At 69.3% G+C, this 22,381-nt stretch carries 21 protein-coding genes; 12 read left to right on the forward strand and 9 right to left on the reverse strand.

Annotation, left to right across the window (positions count from 1 at the left end; translation table 11 throughout):
• The 4 genes from FE633_RS40985 (at nucleotide 1) to FE633_RS41000 (ending at nucleotide 4,533) form a co-directional block, all read left to right on the forward strand.
• Nucleotides 1–1,035, forward strand: coding sequence for a CHRD domain-containing protein (locus FE633_RS40985; protein ID WP_138050249.1), 1,035 nt, complete (start codon nucleotides 1–3; stop codon nucleotides 1,033–1,035).
• Nucleotides 1,036–1,328: 293 nt separating this feature from the next.
• Nucleotides 1,329–2,555, forward strand: a complete 1,227-nt coding sequence (locus FE633_RS40990) for a LolA family protein (RefSeq protein ID WP_138050250.1) — start codon at nucleotides 1,329–1,331, stop codon at nucleotides 2,553–2,555.
• An 84-nt stretch (nucleotides 2,556–2,639) separates the two neighbouring features.
• Nucleotides 2,640–3,596, forward strand: a complete 957-nt coding sequence (locus FE633_RS40995) for an ABC transporter ATP-binding protein (protein ID WP_138050251.1) — start codon at nucleotides 2,640–2,642, stop codon at nucleotides 3,594–3,596.
• Complete coding sequence (locus FE633_RS41000) at nucleotides 3,583–4,533, forward strand: ABC transporter permease (protein WP_246114058.1); 951 nt, start codon at nucleotides 3,583–3,585, stop codon at nucleotides 4,531–4,533. The genes FE633_RS40995 and FE633_RS41000 overlap by 14 nt, the downstream gene beginning before the upstream one ends.
• A 33-nt stretch (nucleotides 4,534–4,566) precedes the next feature.
• On the opposite strand, the gene FE633_RS41005 is transcribed toward FE633_RS41000, so the two are convergent.
• Both FE633_RS41005 and FE633_RS41010 read right to left on the reverse strand, forming a co-directional pair.
• Complete coding sequence (locus tag FE633_RS41005) at nucleotides 4,567–5,502, reverse strand: M28 family metallopeptidase (protein ID WP_138050252.1); 936 nt, start codon at nucleotides 5,500–5,502, stop codon at nucleotides 4,567–4,569.
• Nucleotides 5,503–5,718: 216 nt separating this feature from the next.
• Nucleotides 5,719–6,210 carry a winged helix-turn-helix transcriptional regulator gene (locus FE633_RS41010; protein ID WP_212747337.1) on the reverse strand — a complete coding sequence of 164 codons (492 nt, stop codon included), beginning with the start codon at nucleotides 6,208–6,210 and terminating at the stop codon, nucleotides 5,719–5,721.
• A gap of 89 nt (nucleotides 6,211–6,299) precedes the next feature.
• Between FE633_RS41010 and FE633_RS41015 the strand changes: the two genes are divergently transcribed.
• Together FE633_RS41015 and FE633_RS41020 are read left to right on the forward strand one after the other, a co-directional pair.
• Nucleotides 6,300–7,817 (forward strand): MFS transporter, encoded by a 1,518-nt coding sequence (locus FE633_RS41015; RefSeq protein ID WP_171060331.1) that lies wholly within the window; start codon nucleotides 6,300–6,302, stop codon nucleotides 7,815–7,817.
• A gap of 26 nt (nucleotides 7,818–7,843) precedes the next feature.
• Nucleotides 7,844–9,061: a 4-hydroxybenzoate 3-monooxygenase gene (locus FE633_RS41020; RefSeq protein WP_138050254.1), complete on the forward strand. Its 1,218-nt coding sequence runs from the start codon at nucleotides 7,844–7,846 to the stop codon at nucleotides 9,059–9,061.
• Nucleotides 9,062–9,129: 68 nt separating this feature from the next.
• Here the strand turns inward: FE633_RS41020 and rarD are convergent, their stop codons facing one another.
• Nucleotides 9,130–10,173, reverse strand: coding sequence for an EamA family transporter RarD (rarD, locus tag FE633_RS41025; RefSeq protein WP_171060332.1), 1,044 nt, complete (start codon nucleotides 10,171–10,173; stop codon nucleotides 9,130–9,132).
• 137 nt (nucleotides 10,174–10,310) lie between these two features.
• Complete coding sequence (locus tag FE633_RS41030) at nucleotides 10,311–11,168, reverse strand: SDR family oxidoreductase (RefSeq protein ID WP_138050256.1); 858 nt, start codon at nucleotides 11,166–11,168, stop codon at nucleotides 10,311–10,313.
• A 93-nt stretch (nucleotides 11,169–11,261) separates the two neighbouring features.
• On the opposite strand from FE633_RS41030, the gene FE633_RS41035 reads away from it, so the two are divergent.
• From FE633_RS41035 to FE633_RS41045, 3 genes are all read left to right on the forward strand, one after another.
• Nucleotides 11,262–11,660 carry a winged helix-turn-helix transcriptional regulator gene (locus FE633_RS41035; RefSeq protein ID WP_138050257.1) on the forward strand — a complete coding sequence of 133 codons (399 nt, stop codon included), beginning with the start codon at nucleotides 11,262–11,264 and terminating at the stop codon, nucleotides 11,658–11,660.
• Nucleotides 11,661–11,907: 247 nt separating this feature from the next.
• On the forward strand, nucleotides 11,908–12,471 hold the full coding sequence (locus tag FE633_RS41040) for a DUF6082 family protein (protein WP_138050258.1): 564 nt from the start codon (nucleotides 11,908–11,910) through the stop codon (nucleotides 12,469–12,471).
• 127 nt (nucleotides 12,472–12,598) lie between these two features.
• Nucleotides 12,599–12,856 carry a hypothetical protein gene (locus FE633_RS41045; RefSeq protein WP_240436735.1) on the forward strand — a complete coding sequence of 86 codons (258 nt, stop codon included), beginning with the start codon at nucleotides 12,599–12,601 and terminating at the stop codon, nucleotides 12,854–12,856.
• An 85-nt stretch (nucleotides 12,857–12,941) separates the two neighbouring features.
• Here FE633_RS41045 and FE633_RS41050 read toward each other — a convergent pair whose 3' ends face one another.
• The 5 genes from FE633_RS41050 to FE633_RS41070 form a co-directional block, all read right to left on the reverse strand.
• Complete coding sequence (locus tag FE633_RS41050; RefSeq protein WP_138050259.1) at nucleotides 12,942–14,036, reverse strand: 2-oxoacid:ferredoxin oxidoreductase subunit beta; 1,095 nt, start codon at nucleotides 14,034–14,036, stop codon at nucleotides 12,942–12,944.
• On the reverse strand, nucleotides 14,029–15,963 hold the full coding sequence (locus FE633_RS41055; protein WP_138050260.1) for a 2-oxoacid:acceptor oxidoreductase subunit alpha: 1,935 nt from the start codon (nucleotides 15,961–15,963) through the stop codon (nucleotides 14,029–14,031). The genes FE633_RS41050 and FE633_RS41055 overlap by 8 nt, the downstream gene beginning before the upstream one ends.
• Nucleotides 15,964–16,453: 490 nt before the next feature.
• Nucleotides 16,454–17,167, reverse strand: coding sequence for a response regulator (locus FE633_RS41060; RefSeq protein ID WP_281291333.1), 714 nt, complete (start codon nucleotides 17,165–17,167; stop codon nucleotides 16,454–16,456).
• Between the two features lie 295 nt (nucleotides 17,168–17,462).
• A complete protein-coding gene (locus tag FE633_RS41065) occupies nucleotides 17,463–18,818 on the reverse strand; it encodes a sensor histidine kinase (RefSeq protein ID WP_138050262.1) in 1,356 nt (451 codons plus the stop codon).
• Between the two features lie 326 nt (nucleotides 18,819–19,144).
• Entirely contained in the window at nucleotides 19,145–20,347 is a 1,203-nt protein-coding gene (locus FE633_RS41070) for a sensor histidine kinase (RefSeq protein ID WP_138050263.1), read from the reverse strand.
• Nucleotides 20,348–20,604: 257 nt separating this feature from the next.
• Here FE633_RS41070 and FE633_RS41075 point away from each other — a divergent pair, with 257 nt between their 5' ends.
• From FE633_RS41075 to FE633_RS41085, 3 genes are all read left to right on the forward strand, one after another.
• Nucleotides 20,605–21,018 (forward strand): NADH-quinone oxidoreductase subunit A, encoded by a 414-nt coding sequence (locus FE633_RS41075; RefSeq protein ID WP_171060333.1) that lies wholly within the window; start codon nucleotides 20,605–20,607, stop codon nucleotides 21,016–21,018.
• The gene (locus FE633_RS41080; protein WP_138050264.1) at nucleotides 21,009–21,635 is read left to right on the forward strand and encodes an NADH-quinone oxidoreductase subunit B; all 627 of its coding nucleotides are present in this window, start codon (nucleotides 21,009–21,011) and stop codon (nucleotides 21,633–21,635) included. The genes FE633_RS41075 and FE633_RS41080 overlap by 10 nt, the downstream gene beginning before the upstream one ends.
• Nucleotides 21,632–22,381 (forward strand): NADH-quinone oxidoreductase subunit C (locus tag FE633_RS41085; RefSeq protein WP_138050265.1); only part of this gene is annotated, 750 nt, incomplete at its 3' end. The genes FE633_RS41080 and FE633_RS41085, both read left to right, overlap by 4 nt.

Raw genomic sequence — 22,381 nt, forward strand, 5'->3', positions numbered from 1 at the left:
ATGGGGAAAATCGCCACGTTCACGACGCGTCGCAAGAGCCTGGTCATGTCCGGTGTCGCCGTGGCCGCCGCGGCCGGAGTCGCCGCCGCGGTCATCCCGGCGGTCGCCGACAGCGGAAGCCAGGGCAAGGGCGTGAGCAAGAACCACGTGGGGCACGGGGCACACGGGGGTCAGTCCATCGAGGTGCAGAGCGGTGGCCTCGCCGGAGGCAGGGGCAGCGGCGGCGCCATTCTCGCCGCGAGCCTCAATGGCGCGAACGAGGTGCCGGTAGCGGGCGGCCCGGCCGTCGGCGACCGGGACGGCGCGGCGCTTGAATTCGTGAGGGTCAAGGGGGACACGGTCTCCGTCGCGGTCAAGTGGCGCGGCACCGGCAAGCCGACCCTGCTCCACATCCACCAGGGCGCCAAGGGTGTCAACGGCGGCGTCAAGGTCGACTTCACCAAGCTGCTGGAGAACGCCAAGGGCCGCACGGTCACGGGCACGGTGAAGGTCAAGGACGCGGCCCTGCTCGGCCGGTTGAAGGCGGACCCGGGCAGCTTCTACGCCAACCTGCACACCGCCGAGTTCCCCGGCGGAGCCGTCCGCGGCCAACTCCACAAGGTCACCACGGACTTCGACTTCCGGCGCGCGCCGCACAACTTCCAGGCCTCCGTGATCAAGGGCAAGCAGATCTACGAGTGCAAGAAGGCGGACGACGGCACCACCGCCTTCGCGCAGCGTGATGTGCGCGCCGTGCTCGGCGGCGGCATCGCACACTCCTTCGTTAAGCCCAATTCCGGTACGCCGCAGTGGATCGCGCCCGACGGCAGCGCGGTCACCGGGGCGCTGATCTCCAAGACCCCGAACGGCGACAAGAACATCCCTGAGCTGGACCTCAGGGCCACGCAGTCCGGCAAGCACCGCGGGCTGCTGGCCGGTACAGCCGAGATCCTGCGGCTGAACACCGTGGGCGGGGTGGCTCCTGCCGGGTCCTGCGAGGTGGGGAGGATCGTGGGCGTGCCCTACCAGGCGGACTATGTGTTCGTGAACCGGTGATCCACCCGCTCTGGATTCACCGGTTCTGGATCCACCCGCTCTGAACGGAATCCTGACGGAATCCTGACGGCGTCTTCCCCTACGACCCCTACGGGTCGGGGGAGGCGCCGTCCACTCATGTCATACCGCAGCAGTACACGGAGTTGGCTCCGTAGTCTGACGCGTCTCGCTGGCCGATTTGGTCAGATTGGAGACACCACTTCACAGGAGTTCGGGTGAGAATGGCGGCGCGGGGTGGACTCGGACAGCGACAGTGACGGTAAGCCGCCGCCGACGACGGAGGTAGGGCACACATGGCACCGTACGAAGCCGACGACAACACGAACGATGACGAGCGACCCGGCCGGCGCAGGGCGGCGCGGTACGTCGTACCGGTCGCGGTGGTGGGAGTGGCGGCGGCGACCATCGGGCTGGTCCCGGCGTTCGCGGGATCCGGCGACCCCGACCTGCCGGAGGTCACGGCGCAGCAACTCATCGAGAAGATCGCCGCCTCGGACGTGCAGCAGCTGTCCGGCACGGTGAAGATCAGTACGGATCTGGGACTGCCGAGCCTCGGCGGCCTGGAGAGCGGCCTCGCGCCGGGCGGCGGTGGCGGCTCGGGCGGCGAGGGCTCGTCCGCCGATCCGTCCTCCAAGCTGATGGAACTGACCTCCGGTACGCACACGTTGCGTGTCGCCGCCGACGGCCCGGAGAAGCAGAAGCTGTCGCTGATGGACAAGGCCGCCGAGTACAGCCTGATCCACAACGGCGACGAGGCGTGGGCGTACGACAGCGAGTCGAACGAGGCGTACCACATGAGGGACACCGCCTCCGGCTCCGCCAAGCACAAGGGTGAGGACAGGAAGGAAGAGGCGCCGAAGGACGTTCCCGCCACGCCCAAGGACATGGCGGAGGAGGCGCTGAAGGCGGTCGACGACACCACGTCCGTGACCGTCGACGGCACGGTGCGGGTCGCCGACCGCGACGCGTACAAGCTGCTCATCAAGCCGAAGCAGTCCGGCTCGACGGTCGGCGCCATCTCGATAGCCGTGGACGCGAAGACCGGTGTGCCGCTGAAGTTCACGCTGACCCCGGCGAGCGGCGGCGCGGCCGTCGTGGACGCGGGCTTCACCCAGGTCGACTTCACCAAGCCGGCCGCCTCCACCTTCGACTTCAGTCCGCCGAAGGGGGCGAAGGTCACCGAGGGCGCCGACGCGAAGTCGGAGGACAGGGCGCATATGAAGGCTGACGAGGACCTGGGCAAGGAACTCGACGGCCTCGAGGGTCTGAAGACCATAGGCGAGGGCTGGAACTCCATCGCCCGGTTCGACACCGGAGGCGAGGGCGTACCTTCGGGGTCCGAGTCCGGAGACGCGGGCCGGTTCCTCGACTCACTGGGCACCCGCGTGACCGGCGAGTTCGGCTCGGGCACGGTCTTCTCGACCCGCCTGGTCAACGCCCTCATCACGGAGGACGGCCAGGTGTACGCGGGTGCGGTCACCAAGGACGCGCTCGTGAAGGCGGCCAACGCCGCGCAGTAATCAGGCGTACGGGAACAAGGAGTTGCCGTACGGCAGAGTGACTTTGCGACTTTGCCGTACGGCAACAGGGAGTTGAGGGAGTCGATGGCGGAACCGTCCACCGCGGAAGCCGACACGGTGATCGCCACCCGTGGGCTCACCAAGCGCTACCGCGGCGGGCAACTCGCCGTCGACGGCCTGGACCTGTCCGTCCCGGCAGGCAGTGTCTTCGGCTTCCTGGGACCGAACGGCTCAGGCAAGACGACCACCATCAGAATGCTGATGGGCCTGATCGAGCCCACTTCGGGCGCGGCACGCGTCCTGGGGCAGCCCATGCCGCGCGCCACCGGCACGGTCCTCCCCCAGGTGGGCGCGTTGATCGAAGGGCCCGCGCTGTACGGGTTCCTGTCGGGCCGCGACAACCTCCTGCGGTACGACTCCGCCGATCCGACCGCCGATCCCCGCACCCGGCGTACGCGCGTCGCGGCGGCCCTCGACCGGGTCGGACTGACGGCGGCCGCGAGCAAGAAGGCGAAGGCCTACTCGCTGGGCATGAAGCAGCGGCTCGGCCTGGCCGCGGCACTGCTTCAGCCGCGCCGGCTCCTGGTCCTGGACGAGCCGACCAATGGGCTCGATCCGCAGGGGATGCGCGAAATCCGTTCTCTGGTGAGGGAGTTGGCGTCGGACGGCACGACCGTCTTCCTCTCCTCGCATCTGCTGGACGAGATCGAGCAGGTGTGCACGCATGCCGCGGTGATGGCGCAGGGACGGCTGATCACCCAGGGGCCGGTGGCCGAGCTGGCGGCCGGGGCCCGCGGCCGCCTCGTCGTCACGACCCCGGACCCGGGCGACGCGGCCCGCGTGCTGAAGGAGCAGGGCGTGAGCGATGTCGTGGTCACGGAGGACCGCGTGACCGGCGAGCCGCCCGAGCGCGATCTCGCCGAGGTGAACGCGGCGCTGGTGACGGCGGGCGTCCGCGTACGGGGCTTCGCGCTCGAACGGGCCTCGCTGGAGGACGCGTTCGTGGCGCTCACGGGGGAGGGTTTCGATGTCGCGGGCTGAGACCACCGACGGGACCGAGGGGAGTGCCGGCACTGATGTCACCGTTGGCACTGATGTCACTGCCGGCGCCGGCACTGTCGCGGTGGTCGGCGGACGAAAGCCGAGCCCGCTGTGGACATTCGGTCTGCTGCGCAACGAGCTGGTGACCACCCTTCGCCGGTGGCGGACGATCGCGCTGCTCGGTGTGCTGGCCGCGGTGCCCGTCCTCGTCGGAATCGCCGTGAAGATCGAGACGAGCGACGGTGCGTCGACCGGAGGCGGAGGGGGCCCGGCCTTCATCGCGCAGATCACCAACAACGGCCTGTTCCTCGTCTTCACCGCGCTCGCCGCCACACTGCCCTTCTTCCTCCCGATGGCGATCGGCGTCATCGCGGGAGACGCGATAGCGGGCGAGGCGAACGCGGGGACACTGCGCTATCTCCTGGTCGCCCCGGCAGGACGTACACGGCTGCTGCTCACCAAGTACGCGACCACGCTGGCGTTCTGTGTCATCGCGACGCTCGTCGTGGCGGTGTCGGCGCTGATCGTGGGGGCGCTGCTGTTCCCTCTCGGCGAGCTGACGACGATCTCCGGCACACGGATCAGCTTCGGAGAGGGGCTGGGACGGGCGCTGCTGATCGCACTGGTCGTCGCCGCGTCACTGATCGGCGTCGCAGCGCTCGGCCTGTTCGTCTCGACTCTCACCAACAGTGGCATCGCGGCGATGGCGACGACCGTGGGCCTGCTGATCACCATCCAGATCCTTGACCAGATACCCCAACTCCACGCGCTGCAGCCGTACTTCTTCTCGCACTACTGGCTGTCCTTCGCGGATCTGATGCGTGAGCCGGTGTACTGGGAGGACCTGTACCGCAATCTCGGACTCCAGGGTCTGTACGCGGCGGTGTTCGGCACGGCGGCGTGGGCGCGTTTCACGACGAAGGACATCAACGCCTGAGAGCCGCAGGAGCAGCGGCTCTCAGGCGGTGCCCTAGGCGGACAGGTCCCACACCGCGTACGCCAACGCGTCGCTGTTCCGGTCCAGTGCTGTGTCGTTGATGTTCGATGTCGTGTCGCATGACGAGTGGTAGCAGCGGTCGAACGGCTGTCCGGCCGTGCCGCCCCACTTGGTGGCCTGGGCGGCGGTCTTGCGATAGTCGGCGCCGCTGAAGATGCCGCCGACGGGGACGCCCGCGTTCTTGAAGGGGGCGTGGTCCGAGCGGCCGTCGCCCTCGGTCTCGATCTCGGTGGAGATGCCGATACCTGTGTAGAAGTTCTGGAAGGTCTTCTCGATGGCCGGGTCGTCGTCATAGACGAAGTAGCCGGGGTTCGGTGAGCCGATCATGTCGAAGTTCAGATAGCCGCTGATCTTCGAGCGGTTCGCGGAGGACAGGCTGTTGACGTAGTAGCGCGATCCGAGCATGCCCTGCTCCTCCGCCCCCCACCACGCGAACCGCAGATGCTTGGTGGGCTTGTACTGTGCACGGGACACGGCGAGTGCGGCCTCCAGTACCGCCGCCGATCCCGAACCGTTGTCGTTGATACCCGCCCCCGCCGAGACGCTGTCGAGGTGCGAGCCCGCCATGACGACCTGGTTGGCGTCGCCGCCGGGCCAGTCGGCGATCAGGTTGTAGCCGGTACGGCCGGACGCCGTGAACTGCTGCACGGTCGTGGTGAATCCGGCCGCGTCGAGCTTGGCCTTCACGTAGTCGAGGGACGCCTTGTAGCCGGCGCGGCCGTGGGCGCGGTTCCCGCCGTTGGCGGTGGCTATGGACTGCAACTGGGAGAGATGAGCCTTGACATTGGCCACGGGGATGTCGGGCGCGGCAGCCGCGGGCGCCGCGTCGGCCATGGACCCGCTGGTGATCAGCGTGGTGGCCGCGACAAGGGCGGCGGCCACCGCACGGCCGGGAACGGACAGCTTCATGTGGGGGGCTCCGAATTCCTTGGGAAATCCCAAAGGGACTCCACAGTGAATGGGTGCCTGGATGGTGAAGCTGAGCCTGACTCTCCGTCAAGAGCGCTATTTAGACAGGGATGTTCGTATATCGGATGGGCGCCTCATGGTGTCGGATCAGCGAAAGCGACGGCATGGGGGTCTGGGGGCGGAGCCCCCAGGACGGGGGCGAAGAACCCCCCCCGGTCACACCCCCCGCTCGTCATAAGCCGCCCGAGCAGCCGCGATCTCGTTCTGGTGCTCCTCCGTCCACGTCACCAGCGACCGAATCGTCGTGTGCAACGTCCCCCCGAGCGGAGTGAGTTCGTACTCCACCCGAGGCGGCACCACAGGATGCACCGTCCGTCGCACGAGCCCGTCCCGCTCCAACTGCCGCAGCGTGACCGTCAGCATCCGCTGACTGATCCCGTCGATCTCCCGCCGCAACTCCGTGAACCGCAGCCGCCGACTGTCCAGCAGAGCGATCACGAGCAGCGACCATTTGTCGGCCACTCGGTCGAGAATCTGCCGCACCTGGCAGTCCTCCCGGGTGTCCCACTGGAAGGGGTCCGGGTCGCCGTAGTCCACGGAGTTCGCGCATGAGTCGACGGTGCCCGCGGCGTCCACGGCACCCGCGGCGCCCACGGTGCCCACGGTGCCGCCGTGGTTACTCGGTGACTTCAAAGTGCCCTCTTCCATGCCTGCCGATGCTGCCGCAGGCTGGCCATGGTTACAAGAGGGAACCGACCCTCAAGCGGGTAACCGACCCTTACTTCAGGAGAGTTGCGATGGGCACCCGTGCCTGGGCCCTGCTGCTGGTCCTCTGCGGAACGATCTTCCTCGAGGGCATCGACGTAGCCATGCTGGCGGTCGCCATCCCGTCCATCAGATCCGATCTCGACCTGCCCACGGACACGGCGGCGTGGGTGATGAGCGCGTACGTACTCGGCTACGCCGGCTTCACCCTGCTCGGCGGCCGCGCGGCCGACCTCCTCGGCCGGCGCAGGATGTTCCTCGCCTGGCTGACGGTCTTCCTCGCCTTCTCGGGCCTGGGCGGCTTCGCCACGGAAGGCTGGATGCTGATCGTGGCCCGCTTCATCACCGGCGTCTCGGCGGCCTTCATGACACCGGCGGCGCTGTCCCTCATCACGACGTCCTACGAAGAGGGCCCGCAGCGCAACAAGGCGCTGCTCGTCTTCGCGGGTACGGGAGCCGGCGGCTTCTCCCTCGGCCTGGTCATCGGCGGTCTGCTGACCCAACTCGGCTGGCGTTGGGTCTTCTTCGCGCCGGTACTGCTGGCGGCGGCGATCCTCGCGGCAGCGGTACGCCTGGTCCCGAAGCAGCCGAGCGAGGCGCGACCGGAAACGGCGGGGCGCCCCGGGCGCCCTCGGTCACGTAAGACGGAACTGGCCAAGGGCTTCGACATCCTCGGCGCGATCACCGCGGCCGCTGCCATGCTGCTCGCCGCCTCCGCCGTCATCCGCCTCGAACACGGCCTGGACGGCTGGCAGTTGACAGCCGGTGCGGCAGCCGCCGCCGGAACCCTCTTCGCCGCCTTCATAGCCGTCGAACGCCGCACCCCGGCCCCCCTCGTCCGCCTCGGCATCTTCCGCGAGGCATCCGTCGTACGGGCCGACCTCGGCGCGCTCCTCTTCGTCGGCGCCTTCTTCGGCTTCCAGTTCGTCGTCACGCTCTACCTGCAGGAACTGCGCGGCTGGTCCTCCCTCGAGACGGCGATCGCCCTGGTCGTGATGGGCTGCGACGCGATCCTCGCTCCCGTGCTCACCCCCCACCTGGTCTCCCGCTTCGGCAACGCGCGGGTGATCCTCGGAGGCTTCGTCCTGGCGATCGTCGCGTACGGGCTCTTCCTCCCCGTCGGCATGGACTGGACGTACGCCGCGATCTTCCCCACCCTGCTCATCGCGGGCGTCGCCTTCGCCCTGGCCTACGGTCCGCTCACCATCGCGGCGACGGACGGCGTCACGGAGTCCGAACAGGGGCTGGCGGGCGGCCTGTTGCACACCGCGACCCAGTTCGGCTCGGCCATCGGCATCTCGGCGGTGACGGCGGTGTACGGACTGGCCTCCTCGGCTGCGGGCGCAGGCGCGGCCCCAGGCACCCCGGGCTCCGCCTCGGACCCGGAAGCCACGCTGTCCGCCTTCCGCGCGGCTCTGATCGTGCCGGTGGTGATGGTGACGCTGGGGGCCCTGCTCTCGTCCTTCGGCCTGCGTGGGCGGCGGAAGCGGTCGGTCGGTGGTCCGTCTGCCGAGGTGGCCGCCAACCCAGCTCCTCAGGCAGTGAGTTGAGTGGAGTTCACGGCCATACTGTCGCCATGACGGACACCGCCGCCTCTTCCTCCCTCCAACAGCGCACCTCTGTCGTCGTCGTGGGAGCCGGCCCGGCCGGCCTCACCGTCGCCAACATCCTCCGGGCCGCCTCCGTGGACTGCGTGGTGCTGGAGACCGAGAGCAGGCAGTTCATCGAACAGCGGCCGCGCGCGGGGTTCCTGGAGGAGTGGGCGGTACGGGCCCTGGAGCGGCGGGGCCTCGCCGACCGGCTGCTGGCGAACACCCAGGTGCACACCGAGTGCGAGTTCCGGCTCGCGGGGGAGCGGCACACGTTCCGGTACGGCGAGGTGACCGGGCAGCGCCATTTCGTCTATCCGCAGCCGCTGTTGGTGACGGACCTCGTGCGCGCGTACGCGGACGAGCGGGGCGGCGACATCCGCTTCGGTGTACGCGACGTTGAGTTGCGGGGGATCGACTCGGACCGGCCCTCGGTGTCGTACACCGACCCCGAGACCGGTGAACGCGTACGCATCGACTGCTCGGCCGTCGCGGGCTGCGACGGTGCGCGCGGTGTGACCCGGACCTGTATGCCGCCGGAGCACACCGCCATAGCCCGCTACGACTTTGGCGTCGGCTGGCTGGCGCTGCTCGCCGAGGCGCCGCCGTCCTCCGACTGCGTCGTCTTCGGTATCCACCCGCGGGGCTTCGCCGGGCACATGGCCCGCAGCCCGCAGGTCACCCGCTATTACCTCGAGTGCCCGCCCGGCGACGACCCGGAGAACTGGCCGCACGAGCGCGTGTGGGCCGAACTCCACGAGCGGCTCGCGGCAGCCGGGGCCCGGCCGCTCACGGAGGGGCAGCTGATCGAGAAGCGGGTCCTGGACATGCACAGCTACGTCGTGGAGCCGATGGCGTACGGGCGGCTGTATCTGGCCGGTGACGCGGCCCACCTGCTGGCGCCGATCGGCGCGAAGGGCATGAACCTCGCGATCCATGACGCCCTGTTGCTCGGTGACGCCCTCGTCGCGTACTGCGGCAAGGGCGACGAACGCGGGCTCAGCGGCTACTCGGCGGCCTGTCTGCCGCGGGTGTGGCAGTACCAGGAGTTCTCGCTGTGGTTGTCGGAGATCTACCACGGCGCCTCGTCCGGCGACCCGTTCCTCGCGGGCACCACGGCGGCCCGCCTGCGACGGACCCTGGCCTCGCCCGCCGCCGCGGCCGACTTCGCCGAGTTGTTCCTCGGCAAGGACACCGACTACTGACTACGGATCAACAAGAGGCGAACCGGCCGGTGGCTACCGGCTACCGGCCACCGGCCACTAGCCACCGGCTACGGCCTCGGGCCGACGGTCGGTTCGGAAAGCTCTGGCTCCGAAAGCTCCGGCTTCGAAGAGTCCGGTTCCGAAAGCTCCGATTCCGGCGTCCCCGCGCCGCCTTCCGCCGCCCGCAGAGCCGCCCTCGCCCGCCGCGACGTCCGCAACGCGTCCCACGTCAGCAGCGACAGCGCGCCCCACACCAGCACGAATCCGGCCCACCGCTCGCCGGGCATCGCCTCGTGGAAGTACAGGATGCCGAGCAGGAACTGCAGCACGGGCGCCAGATACTGGAGCAGGCCGAGCGTCGACAGTGGTACGCGGATCGCCGCCGCCCCGAAGCAGACGAGCGGTGCCGCGGTCACCACACCGGTCGCGGCGAGCAGCGCCGCGTGCCCGGCGCCTTCGGAACCGAACGTCGCGTCCCCCTGCCCCGAAAGCCACAGCAGAAAGCCGAGCGCGGGCAGGAACTGGATCGCGGTCTCCGCCGCCAGTGACTCCAGACCGCCGATGTTGACCTTCTTCTTCACCAGCCCGTACGTCGCGAAGGAGAAGGCAAGACAGAGGGAGATCCACGGCGGCCGGCCGTATCCGATCGTCAGCACGAGGACGGCGGCGAAGCCGATGGAGACCGCCGCCCACTGCGCGGGCCGCAGCCGTTCCTTCAGGAGCAGGACGCCCATCGCGATGGTGACGAGCGGGTTGATGAAGTACCCGAGGGACGCCTCCACCACATGGCCGGTGTTCACGGCCCAGATGTAGACACCCCAGTTGACGGTGATGACGGCCGCGGCGACGGTGATCAGACCCAGCCTGCGCGGCTGCCGCGCCAGCTCGCCGGCCCAGGCCCAGCGCCGCATCACCAGGAGCGCGATCACAACGAACCCGAGCGACCACACCATGCGGTGGGCGAGGATCTCGACCGCGCCGGCGGGTTCGAGGAGGGGCCAGAACAGGGGGACGAGGCCCCACATGCCGTATGCCGCGAATCCGTTCAGCAGACCTATGCGCTGCTCGCCCTTGGATTCCACCGGCACGGCAACTCCCTCTTCGCACGGCATCGTGCACAGTCTTCGCGCACGGCCCCCTCGCACGGCTGCGAGCGCGCAGCCCTGAAGACGGTAACGCCGAACACCCCCGCCTGTCATGCCCGTATCGCCATACGGTCATGACAGGCGGGGTGGAAGGTCGAGGGGGCTCAGCTCTTGAGCGCCGCCGCGATCGCGTCCGCGATCGGAGTGGTCGGGCGGCCGATCAGCCGGGCCAGGTCCCCGTTCCGGCCCGCGAGCAGCCCGCGCCCGATGGCCTTGTCGACGTCCACCAGGATCGTGGCGAGGGGCTCCGGCAGGCCGGCGCCGGTGAGGATGCCCTGGAGTACCTCGCCGGGCACGTTGTTGTACGCGATCTCCTTGCCGGTCTGCTTGCTCAGCTCGGCCGCGTACTCGTCGAAGCTCCAGGCGACGTCGCCGCTCAGCTCGTACGCCTTGTTCTCGTGGCCCTCGCCGGTCAGTACGGCGACTGCGGCGGCCGCGTAGTCGGCGCGCGAGGCGGAGGCGACCCGGCCCTCGCCCGCGGCGGCGACGACGGCGTTGTGCTCCAGCACCGGAGCGAGCTGCTCGGTGTAGTTCTCGTGGTACCAGCCGTTGCGCAGGAGGGCGTACGGCAGTCCGGAGTCGATGATCAGCTTCTCGGTGACCTTGTGCTCGGCGGCCAGGTCGAAGTCGGCCTCGGGGCCGCCCAGCACGCTCGTGTACGCGAGCAGCGCGACTCCGGCCGCCTTGGCGGCCTCGATGACGGCCGTGTGCTGCGGGACCCGCTGCCCGACCTCGCTGCCGGAGATCAGCAGCACCTTGTCACCGGCGGCGAAGGCGCCCTTCAGGCTCTCGGGTGCGCTGTAGTCGGCTATCCGCAGCTCGACGCCGCGCGCGGCGAGCGGCGCGGCCTTCTCCTTGTCGCGGACGAGGGCGACGACCTCGGAGGCCGGGACCTTCTCCAGCAGTCCCTCGATGACGAAACGGCCGAGGTGTCCGGTGGCGCCGGTGACGACAATGCTCATGTTCTCGCAGCTCCTTGTGGGGTGGGTCTGGGCACTCACCCTAGGGGATGCACTAACTCTTCGAAAGTACCCACTTCAAGGTAAGGTACTGGCATGGCCGTAAGTGCAAGCGTCAACGCGTCACCCGCCGGCAAGTGGAATCTCCAGGGCGAGGAGCTGTGCCCGTACCGCCTCGTTCTGGAGCACGTCACCAGCCGCTGGGGCGTCCTCGTCCTGATCGAGCTCCTGGACCGCCCGTACCGCTTCAGTGAGCTGAGGCGGGCGATCGGCAGGGTGAGCGAGAAGATGCTGACGCAGACCCTGCAGACGCTGGAGCGGGACGGTCTGGTGCACCGCGATGCGAAGCCGGTGATTCCGCCGAGGGTGGACTACTCACTGACGGACCTCGGCCGCGAGGCGGCCGAGCAGGTGCGCGCGCTCGCCGCCTGGACCCATCGCCGCATGGACGAGGTACAGAAGGCGCGAGAGGTGTACGACGCGGCCAAAGAGTAGCTCTGAGCAGGCCTGATGCATTCTGTCGGAGCCAACTGAACGAATGCGGACGGCGTCTGCGGGGCACACATATGTCGGGGCGTCGTTCGACATAAGCGGCACGTCCTTCCATGCGCCCCCTCTCCGCCTCCCACGCCGACTTGAGCTGCCGGGCACGCTGGGGGCGGGGTGGTTTCACCCACCGTGCGTCGGTCCAGTGGTGCCACCGGCCGGTGCGCGGTCACCAGATCCGGGGGGATAACTTGACATGGTCACACTGACTCCGACCGCCAGGAAAATCGCTTCTGCGCTGGTGGCCGGGCTGAGCCTGATGCGCTCCCCCTTCGCGCGCGACTCCCGGCTCAGGCGCCAGGAAGAGCTGATGCTGGAACTCCTTCGGCAGCTCGCCCGCGTGGCCGAGGAGCTCCAGCGCGCGAACCTGATCCAGCACCATCGCCTCGTCGTGGAACAGCTCGACCGAGAGATCGACGATGCCGCGCTTGCCGACGCGTCGAGCACGTTGACCGGTCTCTCCGAGCAGAGGCATCGGCAAATGATTTTCGCCAATCGTGCTTACGGCACCGTACTGGTGGGCCATCAGATCGGCAGACTCACGTGGGAGGAACTGATCGGTCATCTGCGCGTGCTGTGCCGCAACCCCGTCTTCGCGGAGTACTGGGAGCGCACGGTCGAGCACCGGCGAAGTCTTCCCGTCGACTCCCTGGAGGGGCGGGTCGGTGGAGTGGTCGACACCATCCTGGAAGAGCTCGCGGACGACCCGGACGAGTGGTGGGTCGTGGGCCAGGTGGACTCCGATTCTCCAAACGGATGATTGATGTGTGGCGAGCGCTGCGAGTGGCCAGAAATAGCAGGGGTCACCGTGACCCTTAGGTGTCGCACTCGTTGTTAATGCTCACGTCTGACACGCGGGGCCACCCGCCCCAGAGGGGACCATTCCGTTGCGCATTGACCTCTCGTCCGCGCGTATCACCCGCCGTCTCGGAGACCCCCCGAGCAAACGGGGATCGGTCACCAGCCAAACCTGCCCCGACCTCTTCGAGCTGTCCGACGGCAACTTCGCCGTCATCGGCACGGAAGCCACCACCGCTCTCGACCCCCACCTGCCCTCCGACGCCGCCCGAGCCGACTACGAGCGCATCGTTGTGATCAGCCGGGACACGCTGATCCGCGCCAAGAAGGACATCCCCGACGCCTAGCCGAGGCACCGCAAGGAACACAAAGCGCCCGGGTGCCGTACGCGATGTGCGTACGGCACCCAGGCGCTCAAGGGCCAACTGCCCGTCAGCCGACGACAGTCCAGGTGTCGCCTCCCGCGAGCAGCGCGGCCAGGTCACCCTTGCCGTTCTGCTCGATCGCCGTGTCCAGCTGGTCGGACATCTGCGTGTCGTACACCGGCCGGTCCACCGACCGGAGCACACCGATCGGCGTGTGGTGCAGCGTGTCCGGGTCGGCGAGGCGCGACAGCGCGAACGCCGTGGTCGGCGACGGGGCGTGTGCGTCGTGCACGAGCACCTGCGACTCGTTCTCCGGCGTGACCGCGACGACCTTCAGGTCCCCGGTCAGCGAGTCGCGTACGACGCCCTTCGAGCCGAGGCCGCTTTCCAGGGGAGCCCCGAAGCGGATCTGCTGCCCGTGCTGCAGACGGATCACGGCCTCTTCGGCCTGCTGCTTGTCCTTGAGGGCTTCGAAGGCGTTGTCGTTGAAGATGTTGCAGTTCTGGTAGATCTCCACCAGCGCCGTGCCCGGGTGGGCGGCGGCCTGACGCAGCACCTCCGTCAGGTGCTTGCGATCGGAGTCCACCGTCCGCGCCACGAAGGACGCCTCCGCCCCGATGGCCAGCGAGACCGGGTTGAAGGGCGCGTCCAGCGAACCCATCGGCGTAGACTTCGTGATCTTGCCGACCTCGGACGTCGGGGAGTACTGACCCTTCGTCAGACCGTAGATCCGGTTGTTGAAGAGCAGGATCTTCAGATTGACGTTTCGGCGCAGGGCGTGGATGAGGTGGTTGCCGCCGATGGACAGCGCGTCGCCGTCACCCGTGACGACCCAGACGCTCAGGTCCTGCCGGGACGAGGCCAGGCCCGTGGCGATGGCGGGCGCGCGGCCGTGGATGGAGTGCATCCCGTAGGTGTTCATGTAGTACGGGAAGCGGGAGGAGCAGCCGATGCCCGAGACGAAGACGATGTTCTCCTTCGCCAGGCCCAGTTCGGGCATGAAGCCCTGAACCGCGGCGAGGATCGCGTAGTCACCGCAGCCGGGGCACCAGCGCACTTCCTGATCGGACTTGAAGTCCTTCATGGACTGCTTGGCCTCGGCCTTCGGCACGAGGGAAAGCGCCTCGATCGTGCCCGTGCCTTCCGTGGTCGTCTCAGCCATCGATGGCCTCCTTGAGAGCCGTGGCGAGCTGCTCAGCCTTGAACGGCATACCGTTGACCTGGTTGTACGATTGCGCGTCGACCAGGTACTTCGCCCGGACGAGCGTGGCGAGCTGACCGAGGTTCATCTCGGGGACCACCACCTTGTCGTAACGCCCCAGGACCTCGCCGAGATTCCGCGGGAACGGGTTGAGGTGGCGCAGATGGGCCTGCGCGATGGCCTCCCCGGCCGCGCGCAGCCGCCGGACCGCCGCGGTGATCGGCCCGTACGTCGACCCCCAGCCCAGTACCAGCGTTTTCGCCTCGTGCGGATCGTCGACCTCGATGTCGGGCACGTCGATGCCGTCGATCTTCGCCTGCCGGATGCGCACCATGAAGTCGTGGTTGGCCGGGTCGTACGAGATGTTGCCCGTGCCGTCCTGCTTCTCGATGCCGCCGATGCGGTGCTCCAGGCCCGGAGTGCCCGGGATCGCCCACGGGCGGGCCAGAGTCTGCTCGTCGCGCTTGTACGGCCAGAACACCTCGGTGCCGTCGTCCAGGGTGTGGTTCGGGCCCTGGGCGAACTGGACGCGCAGGTCCGGCAGTTCGTCCAGATCCGGAATGCGCCAGGGCTCGGAGCCGTTGGCCAGGTAGCCGTCGGAGAGCAGGAAGACCGGAGTGCGGTAGGTGACCGCGATCCGGGCGGCCTCGAGGGCCGCGTCGAAGCAGTCCGCCGGCGTGCGCGGCGCGACGACCGGCACGGGGGCCTCGCCGTTGCGGCCGTACATCGCCTGCAGGAGGTCGGCCTGCTCGGTCTTGGTCGGCAGGCCGGTGGACGGGCCGCCGCGCTGGATGTCGATGACCAGCAGGGGCAGTTCCAGGGAGACGGCCAGCCCGATCGTCTCGCTCTTGAGCGCCACACCGGGACCGGAGGTGGTGGTGACGGCCAGCGACCCGCCGAAGGCCGCGCCCAGGGCCGCGCCGATGCCCGCGATCTCGTCCTCGGCCTGGAAGGTCCGTACGCCGAAGTTCTTGTGCTTGCTCAGCTCGTGCAGGATGTCCGAGGCCGGCGTGATCGGGTACGAGCCGAGGTAGAGCGGCAGGTCCGCTTGCTGGGACGCGGCGATCAGACCGTAGGACAGCGCCAGGTTCCCGGAGATGTTGCGGTACGTGCCCGTCGGGAACGCCTGCGCGGCCGGAGCCACTTCGTAGGAGACCGCGAAGTCCTCGGTGGTCTCGCCGAAGTTCCAGCCCGCGCGGAACGCCGCGATGTTCGCCGCCGCGATGTCCGGCTTCTTGGCGAACTTGGTGGTCAGGAACTTCTCGGTGCCCTCGGTCGGCCGGTGGTACATCCAGGACAGCAAGCCGAGGGCGAACATGTTCTTGCTGCGCTCGGCCTCCTTGCGGGTGAGGTCGAACTCCTTGAGCGCCTCGACCGTCAGGGTCGTCAGCGGCACCGGGTGCACCTGGTAGCCGTCCAGCGAGCCGTCCTCGAGGGGTGAGACGGCGTATCCCACTTTCTGCATGGCCCGCTTGGTGAACTCGTCCGTGTTGACGATGATCTCCGCGCCGCGCGGCACATCGCCGATGTTCGCCTTCAGGGCCGCCGGATTCATCGCGACCAGCACGTTCGGAGCGTCACCCGGAGTGAGGATGTCGTGGTCGGCGAAGTGCAGCTGGAAGGACGAGACGCCCGGCAGGGTGCCGGCAGGGGCGCGGATTTCCGCGGGGAAGTTCGGCAGCGTCGAGAGGTCGTTGCCGAAGGACGCCGTCTCCGAGGTGAACCGGTCGCCGGTGAGCTGCATACCGTCACCCGAGTCCCCCGCGAACCGGATGATCACACGGTCGAGCCGACGGACATCCTTCGTGCCCGAGCCCTCCCGTTTGCGCTGTTCTCCTACGACGGCTCCGTCGGCCTGCTCCGCTGGACTGCTGACCTGGCTGGTCACTGAACTGGACCTCCCTCGAGGCGGCTGTCTGGGAGCGGCCTGCCCGCAGGCCTTCCCAAGCTCAACCCTACGTCTGTAAGGGTCGCCTTCCCTCGGCCGTTCGCATGATGGACACCACTTTGAGACGGTCCGACGCCCTGATTTGACATGATTTATTCGCCCCCCGGCCCTGCTTCTGAAGACGCTCCCCGCTCATCCTTTGGTTCTAGGGATGTCACTACCGCTGGTGCTTTCACCGTCGCTCTGACCTCTGGTTCGGCCGCCGCCTTCCCCCTTGTCACCTCTTGGTGGGTGGCGGGCCCTTTGAGCTGACATGGTGTCAGATGTCTGGGCGGTGAAGGTGGACGAGGCGGCCGACGTGTCCCGGCGAACGGGACGGTCACGGCGGCCACGGCCATCACGATGGCCGCGTCGGGCATGGCGGCCACGGCCGTCACGATGGCCGCGTCCGGCATGGCGGGCACGGCGATCATGGGCTCGGCCGCGGCGGTCATGAGTTCAGATAGGTGAGGACCGCGAGGACCCGTCGGTGATCCCCGTCACTCTGGGACAGGCCCAGCTTCAGGAAGATATTGCTGACGTGCTTCTCGACGGCCCCGTCGCTGACGACCAGCTGCCGCGCGATCGCGGAGTTCGTCCGCCCCTCGGCCATGAGTCCTAGGACCTCTCTCTCGCGTGGCGTCAGCCCCGCGAGTACGTCCTGCTTCCGGCTGCGGCCGAGAAGCTGAGCCACCACTTCCGGGTCGAGTGCCGTACCGCCCTGGGCCACCCGCACCACCGCGTCCACGAACTCGCGTACCTCGGCCACCCGGTCCTTGAGCAGGTAGCCGACGCCGTGGCTGGAGCCGGCGAGGAGCTCTGTCGCGTACTGCTCCTCCACGTACTGTGACAACACCAGCACGCCGAGTCCCGGGTGCTGCTTGCGCAGCTGCACCGCGGCCTTGACGCCCTCGTCGGTGTGGGTCGGCGGCATCCGGACGTCGGCGACCACGACGTCCGGCAGCGCCCCCTGGGCCGCCAGCTCCGTGATGGTCTTGATCAACGCCTCGCCGTCGCCGACGCCCGCGACGACTTCGTGCCCCCGGTCGGTCAACAGCCGAGTCAGCCCCTCTCTGAGCAGCACCGAATCCTCGGCGATGACCACCTGCACCCTGTCCTCCACGGTCCTCGGCCCCCCAGCCCACTCGTACGACAGCCCCAGCATTCCAGCATTCGGCTACCGGTGGGCCCACAGAGTGGAATCGCTCCCGTCGGGCTGGGGCAAACGCTTACTACTGGGGGATGGGTCGGGGTCGCGTGCCGGTGCGTCCGCCCGTCGCCGCCGGGGACATACGAGCGCGCCCCTTCAAGGGGCGCGGGGAACTGCGCGAACAGCCCCAGACGGCCCGCAGCCGAGACGCGAGCCATGTATGGGGGCCTGGGGGCGCAGCCCCCTGTTTCGGGAAGGGGTGGGGTTGGGGAAGAAAACCCACCCCCCACCCGCCGTCAGGGGAAGGCACTCATTCCCGCCAAGGCAGCTCCGCCGTGATGCGAGTGGGCCCGGCGACGGGAGAGTCGATCACGAGGATGCCGTCGACCGCGTCAAGCCGCTCGGCGAGCCCCGCGAGACCGGACCCGGCGGAGCCGTCCGCGCCCCCGACCCCGTTGTCGACCACCTGCAGCATGAGCCGGTTCTCGACCCGCCAGACATCGACGTACGCACGCGTCGCCCGAGAGTGCTTGCTGACGTTCTGCAGCAGCTCGGACACCGTGAAGTACGCGATGCCCTCGATCGCGGGCGCCGGCCGCCCCGGCAGATCCACCTCGACCTGAACGGGCACCGTGCACCGCGAGGACACCGCGGACAACGCCGCGTCCAGCCCCCGGTCGGTGAGCACCGCCGGATGAATCCCCCGCGCCAGATCCCGCAGCTCCTGCAACGCAGTCTTCACCTCGCCATGCGCCTCGCCGACCATCCGCGCCGCCGCCTCCGGATCCTCCGCCAGCTTCTCCTTCGCCAGCCCCAGATCCATCGCCAGCGCGACCAGCCGGGCCTGCGCCCCGTCGTGCAGATCCCGCTCGATACGCCGCAGGTCGGCCGCCGCCGTGTCGATCACGACTCCGCGGTCCGACTCCAGCTCCACCACCCGCGTCGCGAGCCGCGACGGCCCGAGCAGCCCGTGCACCATCAACCGGTCCACCGTTGTCAGCGCCCGCACGATCCACGGCGTGGCCAGCGTGAGCAACAGCCCCACCGACGCGGTCACGGTGACCTCGAAGGGGTTGTCCAGGTAGACCCGGTGCGTCTCGTCCCCGTACAGCTGAAGCCCGCCCTGTCCGCCGTACACCGGGAAGAGCCAGAACCACAGCGGATACGTCAGCAGCGCCCAGCCGTACGCCCAGAAGTTCACCGCCACCACGAACGCGAAGACGGCCCACGGGAAGTGCAGCACCGCGTACAGCAGATGCCGCCAGGACGCCCCGCTCTTCAGCATCGCGCCCATCCATGCCATCGCGCCCTGCCGCCGGACCCGCAAGGGCTCCGGCGCCGCGACATCCAGGCCCAGCAGCCCACGCGCCCGCGCCCGCTCCAGCGAGCCGAGCCCACGGCAGCCCGCGAGCGCCGCGGCGAGCACCGGTATGCCGAGGAACGTGATCAGCAGACCTGCCCCCAGCGCCACCATCGTGACGGCGTAGGTGAAGGTCATGACGCTGACCGGCAGGCTCAGCATCAGATAGCCGAACTCGCGCCAGCTGCGGGCCTCGATCGGCGCCCGCAGCGCGGCGGGGAGCCGGTGCCGCCGCTCCTCGACGCCCTCCCCGCGGAAGCCGGACCCACCCTTCAGCCCGTATCCCTGTCCGTACTCCGTCGCCATGACCGTCGTCCGTTTCTACTCGTCCACTCGTCCGCTGTCGTAGCTCCACAGTGCTCGGCGCGAGGTCCGCGGACCATGGAGCATGTCGGCGTCTTCGAGCGGGGGTTTTCCCTACCTCGGCCCGGCGCCGGGCGGCGGCATGCGGAACGTCGGGGGCGCGGCACGGCATGGCGCGTGCGGTACGGCATGGCGGTCCGGTACGGCATGGCGCGGGGGCGCCGGCGTGGCGTGGCGTCGCGTGGCGGGGGTACGGCGTGGCCGGCCGGGCGTGGGAAGACTGCGGCAGCCTCGCGTACAGCCGCCGCCTACCGCGTACTGCCTTCCGCCTACCCCCGCGCCGGCTCGTCCGTCCGGTCCCGCCAGGGGAGCTCCGCGGTGATGGTCGTCGGGCCGCCGACGGGGGATTCGACGACGAACAGGCCGTCCACCGCGCCGAGCCGGTCGGCGAGACCCGCCATACCCGTGCCGCCGTCCAGGGACGCACCGCCACGGCCGTCGTCCCAGACCTGTATGAGCAGGCGGTCGTCCGAGCGCCACACGTCCACGGAGGCGGACCGCGCCCCGCTGTGCTTGCTCACGTTCTGGAGGAGCTCCGAGACCGTGAAGTACGCGATGCCCTCGATGGCCGCCGCGGGGCGCGTCGGCAGGTCGGCCGTCACCTTGACCGGGACCGTGCAGCGGGAGGCCACCGCGGACAGGGCGGCGTCGAGCCCGCGGTCGGTGAGGACGGCGGGGTGAATGCCCCGGGCCAGGTCGCGCAGCTCCTGGAGGGCCAGCTTCACCTCACCGTGCGCCTCCGCGACCATGTACGCCGCCGCGTCGGGGTCCTCCAGAAGTTTCTCCTTGGCCAGACCGAGCCCCATCGCGAGGTTGACCAGCCGGGCCTGCGCCCCGTCGTGCAGATCCCGCTCGATGCGCCGCAGGTCGGCCGCCGCCGTGTCGACGACCACGCCCCGGTCCGACTCCAGCTCGGCGATACGCCGCTCCAGCTCGTCGGAGGGCGAGAGCAGCGCCCGGACCATCGCCCGGTCCGCGTTGGCGAGCCCGCGCGCGATGAACGGCAGCACGGGCCACAGTACGAAGAGCGAGGTCAGCGTGATGGTGAAGGTCAGGATGCCCCAGGGCAGCCGCATGAAGTCGTACAGCATGGTCCGCCAGCCGACCGGGTCCTTCAGTGCCATCCACAACTGGGGGAAGAACCCGTCCCGTCTCCGCCCCAGCAACGACAGCGGACTCGGCTCGTCCACCCGCACCCCGAGCAGCGCCCTGGCCCGGCCCCGCTCCAGCTTGCCCAGCTGCCGGGCACCCATCAGCCCGGCCGCGAGCAGCGGAAAGCCGACCACCGTCGCCGTCAGCAAGGCGCCGGTGAACAGCACCGTGGCCACATAGGTGAAGCCGAGCAACGCGACCGGCAGGTTGGCGAGGAGATGCGCGATCTCCTTCCAGGTGTGCCGGTCATAGGCGAAGCGCGCACGCGGCAGCCGTTCGGTGCCGTTCCGGGCATCGGTGGCCAGGGTGGATTCGGTCATGACCGCTAGCGTGCCGGGCCGCGGGCCGTCGCGCCATGAGGTATCCCGCCGCCGTTCACTGGGGAAAGCCCCACCCTCGGGGCGCTCACGGATCGCCTCCCGGGGGCCTCCGTGCATGCTGACGTGTGACGGGCTGCTTACCGTTTCTTTAGCAGGGCCTAGACTCCGGTGCGTACAGATCGTCGAGCACGGCGCATCACGCGGCGCACGTCAGGGCGCACACGAGGTCATACGAGGTCAGGGAGCGAGGGGCGGACGTGCCGGAACCGACCATGGTCGCGGGGACCGGGACCGTCGTCGCGGCGGACTACTTCCAGTCCTACTCGGTCGTCGGACTGCTCACAGTGGTCGGCGTGCTGTTCGTCGCCGTAGCCTTCGGAGCGGGACGCTTGCTGCGGCCTGTCGTCCCGACACCCGAGAAACTGCTGACATACGAGTGCGGAGTCGACCCCGTGGGCGAGGGCTGGGCGCACACCCAGGTCCGCTACTACGTCTACGCCTTCCTCTACGTGATCTTCGCCGTCGACTCGATCTTCCTTTTCCCCTGGGCGACGGTCTTCGCCGCGCCGGGATACGGCGCGACAACGCTCGTGGAGATGTTCATCTTCCTGGGCTTCCTGGCCGTGGGCCTGCTCTACGCATACAAGAAGGGCGTCCTCACATGGACGTGAACCAGCCCGAGACCGTGTCCGAGCCGGTGCCCGTGCTGCTTCCCGAGCCGAAGAGGCTGGGCGCGCTCGCCCGTCTCGCCCCCGAGCCGATGAAGGTGGTCCTGAACTGGGGCCGCCGCTACAGCCTGTGGGTCTTCAACTTCGGCCTCGCCTGTTGCGCGATCGAGTTCATCGCCGCCTCCATGGCCCGGCACGACTTCATCCGCCTCGGAGTCATCCCGTTCGCACCGGGACCGCGCCAGGCCGACCTGATGGTCGTGTCGGGCACGGTCACGGACAAGATGGCCCCCGCGGTGAAGCGGCTCTACGAGCAGATGCCCGAGCCGAAGTACGTCATCTCCTTCGGCGCCTGCTCCAACTGCGGCGGGCCCTACTGGGACTCGTACTCCGTGACCAAAGGCGTCGACCAGATCATCCCGGTGGATGTCTACGTTCCCGGGTGCCCGCCGCGCCCCGAAGCGCTGCTCCAGGGCATCCTCAAGCTCCAGGAGAAGATCGCCCGGGAGTCGCTGGGGGAGCGGTACGCGTCCGCCGGCACCACCCGGCCGTCCGCGTCCGCGCTGCGGAGCGGCTTGGTGAAGCCGCCGGTTCCGGCCGCGGGGGAGGGCGAGCGGTGACCATGACCGGCTGGCTGCCCGCCCCCGTGGAGGAGCTCTTCGGTACGGAGGCCACGGCCGAGGAGTCGTACGAAGTCCTGACGGTCGACGTGCCGCCCGCCGCCTGGATCTCCGCCCTGGAGACCGCACGCGGCGAGCTGGGCTGCACGTATTTCGACTGGCTGAGTGCCGTCGACGAGCCCGGCACGGGTTTCCGCGTCTCGGCCCATGTGGTCGCGCTCGCTCCGATACGCCGTCTCCTCGTCCGTACGACGGTCCCGCACGACGCCCCGGTGCTGCCTTCCGCGGTCGGTGTCTACGCGGGCGCCGCCTGGCACGAGCGGGAAACCCACGAGATGTTCGGCGTCGCCTTCGAAGGCCACCCGGGGCTGGCGCCGCTGCTCCTCCCCGAGGGCTTCGAGGGCCACCCGCTGCGCAAGGACTTCGTCCTGGCCGCCCGCGTCGCCAAGGCCTGGCCCGGCGCCAAGGAGCCCGGGGAGTCCGAGCACGGAGGCCCGAAGCGCCGCCAGATGCTGCCACCGGGCGTCCCCGACCCGAACGAGTGGGGCCCCCTGAAGGGCCAGCTCCCGCCTGCCCCGGCCCGCCCGGCACGAGGAGGCGGAGCCCGAGGCGCGGGCCGGGCGGCGGGTGAACGTCCCGCACGCCGCGCCCGCACGGCGGCCGAGGGCTCGGCGAGCCAGGCCTCGACGGCGGAGGACGCGTCCACTGCGGGTGCGCCCGCCGCGGGTACCGGTGCCGGCGGCGCT

The organism is Streptomyces montanus, from assembly GCF_005786655.1.
Taxonomy (GTDB): Bacteria; Actinomycetota; Actinomycetes; order Streptomycetales; family Streptomycetaceae; genus Streptomyces; species Streptomyces sporangiiformans.